This window comes from Streptomyces odonnellii, from assembly GCF_000981895.1.
Taxonomy (GTDB): Bacteria; Actinomycetota; Actinomycetes; order Streptomycetales; family Streptomycetaceae; genus Streptomyces; species Streptomyces odonnellii.
In genome coordinates this window covers 45791-58493 of record NZ_LATD01000062.1, presented here as the reverse complement: position 1 = coordinate 58493, position 12703 = coordinate 45791, and the positions used below count along the sequence as shown (strand labels likewise).

At 71.7% G+C, this 12703-nt stretch carries 10 protein-coding genes; 4 read left to right on the top strand and 6 right to left on the bottom strand.

The window, feature by feature from the left end; genetic code table 11:
- The 3 genes from pcaC to WH07_RS08055 form a co-directional block, all read left to right on the top strand.
- On the top strand, positions 1 to 624 hold a 624-nt coding region (gene pcaC, locus WH07_RS08065; protein WP_046497094.1), incomplete at its 5' end, for a 4-carboxymuconolactone decarboxylase.
- A gap of 224 nt (positions 625 to 848) precedes the next feature.
- On the top strand, positions 849 to 1292 hold the full coding sequence (locus WH07_RS08060; protein WP_046497091.1) for a subtilase-type protease inhibitor: 444 nt from the start codon (positions 849 to 851) through the stop codon (positions 1290 to 1292).
- 240 nt (positions 1293 to 1532) lie between these two features.
- Positions 1533 to 2885, top strand: coding sequence for a M14 family metallopeptidase (locus WH07_RS08055; protein WP_046497088.1), 1353 nt, complete (start codon positions 1533 to 1535; stop codon positions 2883 to 2885).
- Positions 2886 to 3026: 141 nt separating this feature from the next.
- Here the strand turns inward: WH07_RS08055 and metX are convergent, their stop codons facing one another.
- From metX to WH07_RS08040, 3 genes are all read right to left on the bottom strand, one after another.
- Positions 3027 to 4193 carry a homoserine O-acetyltransferase MetX gene (metX, locus tag WH07_RS08050; RefSeq protein ID WP_079023047.1) on the bottom strand — a complete coding sequence of 389 codons (1167 nt, stop codon included), beginning with the start codon at positions 4191 to 4193 and terminating at the stop codon, positions 3027 to 3029.
- 143 nt (positions 4194 to 4336) lie between these two features.
- Positions 4337 to 5725 carry a bifunctional o-acetylhomoserine/o-acetylserine sulfhydrylase gene (locus WH07_RS08045; protein ID WP_079023045.1) on the bottom strand — a complete coding sequence of 463 codons (1389 nt, stop codon included), beginning with the start codon at positions 5723 to 5725 and terminating at the stop codon, positions 4337 to 4339.
- Between the two features lie 564 nt (positions 5726 to 6289).
- The gene (locus tag WH07_RS08040; protein WP_079023044.1) at positions 6290 to 7408 is read right to left on the bottom strand and encodes a M24 family metallopeptidase; all 1119 of its coding nucleotides are present in this window, start codon (positions 7406 to 7408) and stop codon (positions 6290 to 6292) included.
- A 453-nt stretch (positions 7409 to 7861) separates the two neighbouring features.
- Between WH07_RS08040 and WH07_RS08035 the strand changes: the two genes are divergently transcribed.
- Positions 7862 to 8866, top strand: a complete 1005-nt coding sequence (locus WH07_RS08035) for a phosphotriesterase family protein (RefSeq protein WP_046497082.1) — start codon at positions 7862 to 7864, stop codon at positions 8864 to 8866.
- Between the two features lie 47 nt (positions 8867 to 8913).
- On the opposite strand, the gene WH07_RS08030 is transcribed toward WH07_RS08035, so the two are convergent.
- From WH07_RS08030 to WH07_RS08020, 3 genes are all read right to left on the bottom strand, one after another.
- Entirely contained in the window at positions 8914 to 9441 is a 528-nt protein-coding gene (locus WH07_RS08030; RefSeq protein ID WP_046497079.1) for a GNAT family N-acetyltransferase, read from the bottom strand.
- Between the two features lie 78 nt (positions 9442 to 9519).
- Positions 9520 to 11043 (bottom strand): hypothetical protein, encoded by a 1524-nt coding sequence (locus tag WH07_RS08025; protein WP_046497078.1) that lies wholly within the window; start codon positions 11041 to 11043, stop codon positions 9520 to 9522.
- A gap of 163 nt (positions 11044 to 11206) precedes the next feature.
- The gene (locus WH07_RS08020) at positions 11207 to 12439 is read right to left on the bottom strand and encodes an ATP-grasp domain-containing protein (protein ID WP_079023043.1); all 1233 of its coding nucleotides are present in this window, start codon (positions 12437 to 12439) and stop codon (positions 11207 to 11209) included.
- Positions 12440 to 12703: the final 264 nt, after the last annotated feature.

Genomic DNA, 12703 nt, shown 5'->3' with positions numbered 1-12703 from the left:
CGCGACGACCTCGCTCGGATCGGCGCACCCACCCTGGTCGTCGCCGGCCGCGACGATCCGGCCACCCCGCCCGCCCATGCCCGCGAACTCGCCGACGGCATCCGTGACGCCACGCTCGTCGAGCTGCCCCGCGCCGCGCACCTCGCGAGCGTCGAGCGGCCCGGTGCCGTACTCGACGCGCTGCTGTCACATCTGGGCCGGCCGCCTTCGGACCCGCAGGACCGGTACGCGGTGGGCATGGCCGTACGCCGGGCGGTCCTCGGTGACGCCCATGTCGACCGGGCGATCGCTTCCACCACGCCCTTCACCGCCCGTTTCCAGGACTTCATCACCCGCTACGCCTGGGGCGAGATCTGGACCGGCGGCACCCTGGACCGCCGTACCCGGAGCTGTATCACCCTCACCGCGCTGGTCGCGGGCGGCCACCGGGACGAACTGGCCATGCATGTACGGGCCGCCGTACGCAATGGCCTCACGCCCGAGGAGATCGGCGAGGTACTGCTCCAGTCGGCCGTGTACTGCGGGGTGCCTGCCGCCAACTCGGCCTTCGCCGTGGCCGACCGGGTCCTGAGGGACCTCGCCGACGAGCTCACCGAAGAGCCAGCCGCAGACGAAGGCCTCTGACGCACACCACCGCCGGTGTCACCGGCACGCGTCCCGGCCGGTCCGCCGCCCGCACGGCACTTCGCACACCGCGCACCGCGCGTACCGGATCCAATCGGGTGACCACCATTTGCAGCCATGGCATCACACCGGGCGGCCGGACATGGTGGTGGTGCCACGCATTCGTCGTCGGGGCGGGCCAGACTGCCTGCGATTTACCGAACCTCGACCAAGGAGTAATCGCCATGCGGTCCATCGCAAGAGGTCTGGCGCTCACTGCCACCACACTGGCGTTCAGCACACTGCCCTGCGTCGGCGCGGCGGGCGCGGCGGGCGGCGCAGGGACCGGTGCGGGGAGCCTGTACGCGCCGTCCGCCCTGGTGCTCGGTGTCACCGCCGGAGAGAGCACCGCCACCGGTACGGTGCTGCGCGCCGTGACCCTGAGCTGCGCGCCCACGGCGGGCGGCACCCACCCGGACGCGGTCGGCGCCTGTGCCGAACTACAGTCCACTCAGGCCGAGTTGGACTCCATCACCACCCGTGGCTCACGCGCGGTGTGCAGCAAGGAGTGGAACCCGGTGACGGTGACCGCCGAGGGCGTGTGGGAGGGGAAGCGCTACTCGTACGTCCACACCTTCGGCAACCCGTGTGCCAAGAACAGCGGAAGCGGCACCATCTTCGACTTCTAGGAATGCCCCGGAGGGGGCGGGGGGTCGGCTTCGGAGGGGCCGGGGCGGTGGCCGGGATGGTGAGCGACGGAAGGACACGGGGGCGTCGTGAACCATGCCCGGCCGCCCCGCCGCATTTGCGCTCTTGACCGGCTCATGACATGCCCTCAGGATGACCCCGGACGGCCCCAGTTCCGCTGTCCCGCACACAGGGCGCGTCGCGGCACCACCCCCCACTCACCTCCACACCCGGGAGATTCCATGCGGCTCCGAACACGTGGAAGCGGCGGCACCGGCCGCAGAAGAACGATGACCCTGGCCGCCCTGCTGGCCCTGGCCCTCGGTGTCACCGCCACGGCCACCAGCGCCGACTCCACTCCCCCGTCGCCCGCCGCCGAGGCAGCCGCGGCGGACGAGGCCATCAAGCAGTACGAGATCCGGATGCACTCCACCTCGGCGACCCGCACCGCGCTCGCCAGGACCGGAGTGACGATCGACGAGTCGGACAGCGAGAGCGTGGTCGTCTCGGCCGACCCCGCGCAGGCGAGGAAGCTCCGGGCGCTGGGCTACGACCCCACCCCGCTCGGCGCTGTTCCCGACCGTACGGTGGACGGCGTCATCGAGCCGTTCGACTTCCCCTCCGCCGACTCCCGGTACCACAACTACGCCGAGATGACGAGTGAGATCAACACCGTCATAGCGGCGAACCCGGGCCTGGTGAGCCAGCGTGTGATCGGCACCTCGTACCAGGGCCGGAACATGGTCGCGATCAAGATCAGCGACAATGTCGCCACCGACGAGAACGAGCCCGAGGTCCTCTTCACGCACCATCAGCACGCGCGTGAGCACCTCACGGTGGAGATGGCGCTGTATCTGCTCAAGGAGCTGACCTCCGACTACGGCACCGACCCGCGGGTCACCAATCTGGTGAACAGCCGGGAGATCTGGATCATCCCGGACCTCAACCCGGACGGCGGCGAGTACGACGTGGCGACCGGCTCGTACCGGAGCTGGCGCAAGAACCGGCAGCCCAACTCCGGCTCCACCGCGGTCGGTACGGACCTCAACCGCAACTGGGCCTACCGCTGGGGCTGCTGCGGAGGCTCGTCGGGCAGCGCCTCCTCGGACACCTACCGGGGCAGCGCCGCCGAGTCCGCGCCCGAGGTGAAGGTCGTGGCGAACTTCGTACGCAGCCGGGTCGTCGGCGGTACGCAGCAGATCAAGGCCGGAATCGACTTCCACACCTACAGCGAACTGGTGCTCTGGCCCTTCGGCTACACCACCGCGGACACCACGACCGGTATGACACTGGACGACCGCAACGCCTTCGCGACCGTCGGACAGAAGATGGCCGCGAGCAACGGCTACACCCCTGAGCAGGCCAGTGATCTCTACATCACGGACGGCTCGATCGACGACTGGCTGTGGGGGACGTACAAGATCTTCTCGTACACTTTCGAGATGTACCCGTCGTCAAGTTCGGGCGGCGGTTTCTACCCGCCCGACGAGGTGATCGACCGCGAGACCAGCAGGAACCGGGACGCGGTGCTCCAGCTTCTGGAGAACGCGGACTGCTTCTACCGCTCGATCGGCAAGGAAGCGCAGTACTGCTGATCCGGCGCCGCTGATCCGGTATCCCGGATCCGGCCGCCGCTGTGCCGAAGCCGCGCAACCGTGCGACGGCACCGCTGATCCGGCACAGAGAAGGGGCGCTCCCGCCGTCGGCGGGGGCGCCCTGTCGCCTGTAAGGCGCTGTCACCCGGTCTGAGGGCGCGACGCGCCGGTCCTGCCGGTCAACTCCCGTACGAGCGCGCCGACCTGTTCCGTCTCGATGAGGAAACCGTCGTGCCCGTACGGCGATTCGATCACGCGCAGCCGGTCCGCGCCCGGGATGCCCGCGGCCAGCTCCGCCTGCTGGGACGGCGGATAGAGCCGGTCGGAGTCGACCCCCGCCACCAACGTCGGCGCGGAGACACGGCGCAGCGCGGCCCGGACACCGCCTCGGCCGCGCCCGATGTCATGGGTGTTCATGGCGTCGGTGAGGGCGATGTAGCTGCCCGCGTCGAAGCGCCGTACGAGCTTGGCGGCATGGTGGTCGAGATACGACTCGACCTGGTAGCGGCCGCCCTGCCAGGGGTCCTCCGTACCCTGCGGGTCGCGGCCGAAGCGGACGTGGAGTTCGGGCTCGCTGCGGTAGGTGACATGGGCGAGCCGGCGGGCCAGTCCCAGCCCGGTGTGCGGGCCGCGCCCCGGTCCCGCGTCGTGGTAGTCGCCGCCGCGCCAGAAGGGGTCGGAGCGGATCGCGCGCGCCTGGATGGTGGCCCAGGCGATCTGCTCGGCGCCGGCGCTCGCCGTGGTGGCGAGCAGCATCAGCGCGCCCGTGCGCTCGGGGTGGGTGACGGCCCACTCCAGGGCGCGCATACCGCCCATGGAGCCGCCGAGCACCAACGCCCAGCGTCCGATACCCAGTCGGTCCGCGAGGCCGGCTTCGGCCGACACCTGGTCGCGCTGGGTCAGCCGGGGGAAGGCCGAGCCCCAGGGCCGTCCTCCGGGGCCGGCCGAGGACGGTCCCGTACTGCCCTGGCAGCCGCCCAGCACATTGGGTGCGACAACGAACCAGTGGTCGGTGTCCAGGGCCCGGCCCGGCCCGATCAGGGCGTCCCACCAGCCGGGGGTGGGGTGGCCGGGCCCGGCCGGGCCCGCGGCATGGCTGTCGCCGGTGAGCGCGTGCAGGACCAGTACGGCGTTGGAGGCGTCGGCGGCGAGGTGCCCCCAGGTCTCGTACGCGATACGGATCTCCGGCAGTTCACCGCCCGCCTCCAGTGCCAGCGGCCCGGCCCGTACCCACCACTGGCGCCGCCCGGGCGGATCCCCCTCCCGCCAGGCACCGGTGGCCGGCGGAAGGGAAGGCGCTCCGGACACGGCCCCCTGGCGCGGCGGCTCGGGCAGCCCGGGTGGCCCTGCCGTCCCGGGCCGTCCCGGAGGACCCGGCGGCTCAGGATCTCCCGGAGGACCCGGCGGGTCGGGCGGCCCCTGCGCCCCCCGGTCCGTATCCGTCACGCCGTTCAGGACGCGCCCTTCGCCGCGCGGAAGCCCGCCTCCAGATCGGCCTTGAGGTCCGCGAGGTTCTCGATGCCGACCGACAGCCGCACCAGCCCCGGCGAGGTGCCCGTCGCCGCGAGCTGCTCGGCGTCGAGCTGGCTGTGCGTGGTCGAGGCCGGATGGATGATCAGGCTCCGTACGTCGCCGATATTGGCGAGATGGCTGAACAGCTCCACCGCGTCGACGAAACGCTTGCCCGCCTCGACCCCGTCGCGCAGCTCGAACGCCAGCACCGCGCCCGCGCCACGCGGAAGGTACCGCTGTGCGGCGTCGTGCCAGCGGTTCGACTGGAGCCCCGGGTAGTGGACCGCGGCGACCTCGTCCCGCTGCTCCAGCCACTCCGCGAGCGCCTGGGCGTTGGCCGAGTGCCGCTCGATGCGCAGCGACAGCGTCTCCACCCCTTGGAGCAGCAGGAACGCCGACAGCGGCGACAGCGCGGGGCCGATGTCGCGCAGGAGCTGCACCCGCAGCTTCGCCGCGAAGGCGCCTGGCCCCAGGGCCGGCCAGTAGCGCAGTCCGTGGTAGCTGGGGTCGGGCTCGCTGAAGTCCGGGAAGCGCTCGGCGTGCGCGCCGAAGTCGAAGGTGCCGCCGTCCACGACGATCCCGGCGATGGTGGTGCCGTGCCCGCCGAGGAACTTGGTCGCCGAGTGGACGACGATGTCCGCGCCGTGCTCGATCGGCCGCAGCAGATACGGAGTCGGCACGGTGTTGTCGACGATCAGCGGAAGCCCCGCCGCGTGCCCGACGTCCGCGACGCCCCGTACGTCCAGGACGTTGCCGCGCGGATTGCCCAGGGTCTCGGCGAACAGTGCCTTCGTGTTCGGCCGGATCGCGGCCCGCCACGCGTCGAGGTCGTCGGGGTCGTCGACGAAGCCGACCTCGATGCCGAACTTCGGCAGGGTGTGCCGGAAGAGGTTGTACGTCCCGCCGTAGAGGGAGGTGCTGGAGACGATGTGGTCGCCGGCCGAGGCGAGTGTGAGGATCGCCAGGGTCTCCGCCGCCTGCCCCGAGGCCAGCGCCACGGCGGCGACACCGCCTTCGAGCGCGGCGATCCGCTGCTCGAAGACGTCCTGGGTCGGGTTGTGGATGCGGGTGTAGATATTGCCCGGCTCGGCGAGCGAGAAGAGGTCGGCCGCGTGCTGGGTGTCCCGGAACACGAACGAGGTGGTCTGGTAGACGGGCACCGCCCGCGCCCCGGTGGCGGGATCGGGCGCGGCGCCCGCGTGCACCTGCTTGGTCTCGAACGACCAGGCCGAGGTGTCGGGGCCGTCCTGGACGGCCTCGGGCGTGTGCCCGGCGGTGACGGAGTCGATGGGCTGGCTGGACTCGCTGGACTGGCTGGACTGGCTCATGGTTCTCCCTGGTGCGGTACGGCGATGGGATGCGGGCGCCCACGGGTGCGGGGCACCTGCGAGTACGGAGCACGGTTCGCTGGCGGGTGCGCAGAAGACAGGGTTACCGGCGCGGGACGGCGCACGGTGGCACGCCCCGCGCACGGCGCGGCGGAATCGGCGGAACGAGCGCTTCCCGGCGGCGGATCAGCCGGGCCGAGCGGATCAAGCCGATCAAGCCGATCGAACTGACCGGGCGGATCCGGTGAACGCGGTGGATCCCGCGGTCTAAGCGGCCCGGGAAGCGGCGGCCGGCCGCCGGTGGCACGGCGTCAGCGTGCGGTGTGACAGCCCGTACTGGTGACACGCGCATAGTCCACATGGCGGCGGGTCACGAGCCGGAGCGTCATGACGTCAGGTAACCACAGCGGAGCGCCGCGTACAACCACCCGTCCGGCGGTACGAGCAGTCGCCCGCCGGAACGGGCCGGGGAGGCCGGGCGGCCGACGACTGGGCAGTCACGCGGCTGGGCAGGCGGCGTTCGGGCGGGCGGGCGTTCCGGCAGTCAGACGGCCCGCCGACCGTTCACGGCAGGACGACGAGTTCGCGGCCGGTCCTGTTGAGCCGCTCCCCGCCGTCCTCGGTGCAGATCACGATGTCCTCGATCCGGGCCCCGTACCGGCCGGGAAGATAGATGCCCGGCTCGACCGAGAACGCCATCCCGGGCTCCAGCGGAAGCTGATTGCCCGCCACGATGTAGGGCTCCTCATGGCTCTCCAGTCCGATGCCGTGGCCGGTCCGGTGGATGAAGTACGGGCCGTACCCCGCCTCGGTGATCACATCGCGGCCGATCGCGTCGAGCTCATGGGCGCGCAGGCCTGGGCGTACGGCGTCGGTCTGGGCGCGCTGGGCCCGCAGCAGCACCTCGTACAGCCGCAGGAACTCCTCGGGCGGTTCGCCGAGCGCGTAGACGCGGGTGGAGTCGGAGCAGTAGCCCTCCTCGGTGGTGCCGCCGATGTCGACGACCACCGGATCGCCGGCCTCGACGACCCGGTCGGAGACCTCGTGGTGCGGGCTGGCGCCGTTCGGCCCGGAGCCGACGATCACGAAGTCCACCCGCACATGCCCCTCCGCGATGATCGCGTCGGCGATGTCCCGGGCCACCTCGCGCTCGGTACGGCCGGGCCGCAGCCACTCGCCCATCCGGGAGTGCACCCGGTCGATCGCCTGCCCGGCACGGCGCAGGGCCTCCGCCTCCTCCGGGGTCTTGCGCGCCCGCAGCCCGTACAGCACCTGTCCGGCGAGCACCTGCTCGGCTCCGGGCAGCGCGGCGCGGAAGGCCAGCGCCTTCTCGGCCCACATACGGTTGTCGAGCGCGACCCGGGCGAGAGCGCGCGGGAGGCGCGCGGCGACCAAGGCGTACGGGTCGTCGGTCTCGTCCCAGCCGGTGATCCCGATCCCGAGGCTCCCGGCGGGCGACGCCTCGGCCGCGGGCTTCTCCAGGGCCGGTACGACGAGGAAGGGCTCGCCGGCGGCGTTTCCGGCGGGCACGACCAGGCAGGTCAGGCGCTCCAGCGGGTGCGCGTCATAGCCGGTGAGATAGCGCAGATCGGCTCCGGGCGAGACGAGCAGGGCGTCGATACCGGCGGCGGACGCCGCCGCGCGGGCGCGGCCGAGGCGGTCTGTCCAGGAGGCGGCGGTCATCGGACGTGGTGTCATCGGGGGGCCTTCCGAGGCGGGAGGGGCGGAGGGGTGTACGGGAAGCATCTGAACGATCCATCCTCGGAGGCCGTCGGGCCAACCTGAATTCGGGGGCGTCACCATCGCGCGCTCCGGAGGCGGGCACAGGAGAGCGCGCGGGGCGGCGGTGCGGGAGTGCCACCGAAGCAGGGGGCGCTTCAGCGCACCGGGTGGCGAGCGCGTATGCGTCAAGCGCCGGGAGCATGCGCCTTTTCAGCTCCGGCGCGGCCGGGAAGTCTGTACCAGGGGTGCTCGTGAGCGCACCGCGTCCCATCGGGACGGGGAGTCCACGGCGGGCGGTCCCGCCGACGTACCGGCTGTGCCGTACGGCCGCCGAGCCATGCGGAGTCCGCCGATGCGAGTCCGTCCCCGGCGCGGCCGTGTGCCGCGCGCCCACGTGTGATGCGGGAGTCCGACATGCGGTTCGAAACCGTCTCCGCCACGGCCGAGGTGAACACCGTCCGTGGCCCTGTACCGGTCGGCGGTCTCGGCCGGGTCCTGATGCATGAGCACATCTTCGTCCTCAACCCCGAGTTCGTCACCAACCATCCGGAGCGGGCCGGGTTCCGGGAGTCCGAGGCGGTGCCGCGGGCCGTCAGAAGGCTGACGGACCTCGCCGCCACCGGTATCTCCACCATCGTCGACCCCACGGTGATCGGCCTCGGCCGTTCCATCCCGCGGATCCAGAAGGTCGCGGAGCAGGTCGGCCTCAATATCGTCGTCGCGACCGGGCTCTACACGTACGACCACGTCCCGCACTTCGTGAGCATGCGCGGGCCCGGCACCCTGCTCGGCGGTGAGGAGCCGCTGGTGGAGATGTTCATCGCCGACATCGTCGACGGCATCGCGTACACCGGGGTGAAGGCCGGGATTCTGAAGTGCGCGACCGATGTGCCGGGGGTGACCCGCGGGGTGGAGCGGGTGCTGCGGGCGGTCGCGCAGGCGCACCGGGCCACCGGGGTCCCGATCCTCACGCACAGTCACGCGGGGACCCGTCGGGGCACCGAGCAGCAGGATGTGTTCGAGGCCGAGGGTGTGGATCTGAGCCGGGTGGTCATCGGGCACTGCGGCGACACGACGGATCTCGGCTATCTCATGTCGATCGCCGACCGGGGCTCGTATCTCGGCATGGACCGTTTCGGGCTGGATGTCTTCCTGCCGTTCGACCAGCGGGTGGACACGGTCGCCGCGCTCTGCGCCCGCGGCTACACCGACCGGATCGTGCTGGCGCACGACGCCAACTGTTACATCGACTGGCTTCCGATGCGCGATGTGCCCGTTCTGCTGCCGAACTGGCACTATCTGCACATCTCCCGCGATGTGCTGCCCGCGCTGCGGCGGCGGGGCGTGAGCGAGGAGCAGATCAACACGATGCTGATCGACAATCCGAGACGGATCCTCGAATGCAGCGGGCCGTACTGAGCCCGCCCCGGGGGCGGTTCGAGTACCGGCGGCGCGAACAGCGGTGCTCAGCCCCGGAGTTCGCCCTCCAGCAGGCCCATGGTGAACATGTCGTACCACTTTCCGTCGCGCCGGAAGACCTGGCGCAGCCTGCCCTCGTCGACGAACCCGACCTTCTGGTAGACCCGGTGGGCGGCGTGGTTCTCGGTGACGACGGTCAGGGTGATCTTGTGAAGCCGCATCTTGTCGAAGCCGTACCGGCAGACCGTCCGCATCGCGTCCGTGGCGAAGCCCCGGCCCCAGTACTCCTTCTCACCGATATAGATGTCGAGTTCGGCGCAGCCGGTCTCGGGCTCGGCGTCCCGCAGGCGGATCAGGCCGATGAGCCGGGTGTCCTCGCGCACTTCGATACCGAAGAGAACGTCGGCGTACGTATTGCGGGGGCGCTCCTCCAGCCACTTCTCGACCCGTTCCGGGTTCTGGGCGTAGCCGTCGCTCATCCAGCGCATGACCTCGGAATCGTGGTTCCAGCGCCAGAGCGCGTCGGCGTCCGACCGCCGCATGGCCCGCAGTGTGACGAGATCTCCGAGCACCATGGCCGTCGGCCCTCCCCGTTGTTGTGATGACCGGCTTCCGCCGGGTCAGCCAGTGGTAACACGGGCCGGAGTCGGCGCTCAACGGGATAAGTGGCTCCCCGGGCCGGGTCGGGCGGAGGGGGCCAGACAGGCACGGAGGCCGGGCCGGCCCGGCAGGTCCGGGAGGCGCAGGAGCCGCCAGCCGTCGGCGTACGCGGGTGGCCCGTCCCCGCCCGCCATCACGACGGCCACCGGCCGCTCGCGTGCGGCTTCGACGAGGCCCGCGGGGGTGATGCTGCGGTCGTGGCCGCCGGTCTGCCGGGACGCGCAGCCCGCGCGGAACGCGATACGGACGGCCTCCGTACCGCTGACCACACAGGGCGGCCGGACCCCCTGCCGCGCCAGCTCCGCCGCCACCCGCCCGAACGCCACCCGGCTCTCGCGGCCGCGCGCGGCGACGGCGGCGAGGACCGCGTACTGCACCGCGAGATGCCCGGCGAGCGCGACGGCGAGGACACTCACCACGAGAAGGCGCGGGCGTACGGCCGAGCAGAGCCAGGTCAGACACTGCGCGACCGGCAGGGACAGCAGCGCGTAGGCGGGCAGCAGGAAGCGCGGCGCGGCATAGCCGATCAGCAGAAGGTACGGAACGGCCGTGGCCGGCGCGGTCAGTGCGGGCAGCAGGAGGACGGGCAGCCGTCGGAGGCGGGCGGCGGCCACGACACCGCCCGCGGTGAGCAGCGGAAGGACGAACCACCAGACGGCGGTGACCGGCCGCCGCCAGGGCTCGTCGCAGGGGCGGCACAGCAGCCGCCCGTCGAGTGCGCGCACCTGGTCGTCGAAGGCGAGATGCCAGCCCAAGTGCCCCTGGATCTCACTGGCCCTGCGCAGCCGGGCGAGCAGACCGCCGAAGTCGGTGTACGCCTCGACGACCCACTGGGCACAGCCCAGCGCCGTACCGGCGACGAGCACCAGCAGCAGCACGGGCCGCCGCCACGCCGGAACCGCCACCGCGGCGAGTCCGAGCGGCAGGGCGAGCCAGAGGGCGTCCGAGGGGCGCATGAGCGCGACGAACGCCATCGCCCCGCCGAGTCCGGCCAGGGCGGCGCTGTCGGAGCGGTCGCGCGCGGCCCGCAGAAAACAGCCGGCCGCGCAGAGCGATCCGAGGGCGGCCCAGAGATTGGGCATCGCCTGCGGGCCGTAGATCACGGTGATCCACAGCCCGGCGAACAGCGCTCCGGCGACGGCGAGTACCGGTACGGGCAGCAGCCTGCGCCATACCCAGAGCGCGGCGAGCAGCCCGGTGCCGGAGAGCAGCGCCAGATACACCCGCAGCGCCCCGACGGACGAGGTCAGCAGGGTGACAGGGGCGACGAGGTAGGTGATGCCCCGGGCTCGCGGCGCGCTGAAGAACGCGGCCTCCGCGTCCCGGGCGACCTGGCTGACGTACACGGTCTCGTCCCAGCCGAGCCCCGATCCCCGTACGACGAGCGTCAGTTGGACAAGGGTGTAGACCCCGGCGACCGCGGCCAGCAGTCCGAGGTCGCCCGCTGTCGAGCGGCCCTGCCCGGCCGGTGGCTCCTGTCCTCGCGGGCCGGACGCCACGGCCGAGGTCTCTGTCATACGGACCACGCTGCATCCGCCCCGCACGCCCCACCATCGGGACAGGGCAGCCGGACGAACCTTCACCCGGTGGGGGCGGGGGCGGGGCGGCGGAACCGTACCGCCCCCGCTTCCGGGCCGGAATCCCTGGCGGGGTCAGCCTCCGGCCGTCAGGCTCCGGCGCTCAGGCTCCGGCGGAGACAGGAGGTGCCAGGGACTGGACCGGTGGCTGAGCCGGTGCCAGCAACTGGGCTGGTGACTGAGCCAATTTCTGGAGCGGTGGCTGAGCCAGTTGTTTGACCGGTGGCCGGGCCGACGTCAGGTCCATCACCGTCTCGGTGACCGCGATCCGGCCGCCCAGGCGCGGCGGCTCCAGTCGGCCGGGATCGCCCGTCAGAAGCAGACGGACGGCGGCCCACGGGAGGTTCACTCCGGCGAACGCGGTCTGGAAGATCCCGGCCGAGGCCCGGGGGTTGGCTTCGAGCAGCATCGGCCGGCCATGCCAGTGCCGCAGTTGGACATTGGAGAGATACGCGAGCCGGAAATGGCTCACCAGACGCCGGGCGATATCGGTCAGGGCAGGGGCGTCGAGGAGATGGCGGTAACGGCCGTCCTTGGACCGGGCGACACAGGTGACCATGGCACCGCCCGGCGCCGAGAGACAGTCGATGCTCACCTCCGGGTCGTCGAGATAGGGCATCACGATGAACTCGGGGACCCGCTCGCCCTGGTCCACGGCCCGGTCGAGCGCGTCGGCCACGGCGCCGAGGGAGGCGACGGGCCGTGCCGGCGCCAGCAGGTCCGTGATCCGGAGAGGGGTGTCGTCGAGGATGCGGAAGCCGAACGCGGAGAACTCCCCCGCGGGTTTGATGCAGGCGGTGCCGCCCTCGTCGGCTATCTCCCGTGCCGCCGCGCGCAGCGCGTCGCCGTCGGAGACGATCCACCAGGGCGGTACGGGGACGCCGATCGCCCGCGCCGCCTCGTACGTCCCGCTCTTGCTGGTCAGTACGGAGACTGCGGGGGCCGGCGAGCACATGAGCTTGGTGCCGAGCGCGGCGAACGCGTCCGCGTAGGGGGCGAGCGCGTCCAGTCGACGGGGAGGGATGAGGACGTCGATGGCGTGCCGGCGGCAGAAGTCCAGGGCGAACTCGGCGTATGCCGCGTTGCTGACCCGGTGGGGTTCGACCTCGCTCACGTCGCAGACCGAGAGCGCGGGAGCATGCCGGCTGATGTTGGTGCCGTAGATACGGACATCGGTGGCGTCGGGGTTCTCACGCAACATCCGGGCCACCTCGGTGGCGGCGACCCCCGCGCTGCTGAGCCAGATGCGAAGTGCGATCGGGAACGCTCCTCTCGACACAGGGCGACATGGCCGCGAGGCATACGGAACCAGGCCGGGCAGACTCACCGGTGCCATGACTCCACGGCCTGCGCGGCTGTGCGCAATCGGAATGTGTAGAGCGGATGATAGCCCGTTTGGGCTGGGGTTTTTCACGCTGCCGGGTGAGAAGATCCCGGTCCGCGCGAGGTCGGTCCTGGGGCGGAGCCGGCCGCGCGGGAGGGTGCGCGGCAACGACGGCGGGCCGCGGGCACGGCCCGCCGGGACCTGCCCGTCACGGCACCGTTCCATCCGGCTTGTTTCCGCCGTTGTCCGGATCTCGCCCGTAGCCGACCGAAATCA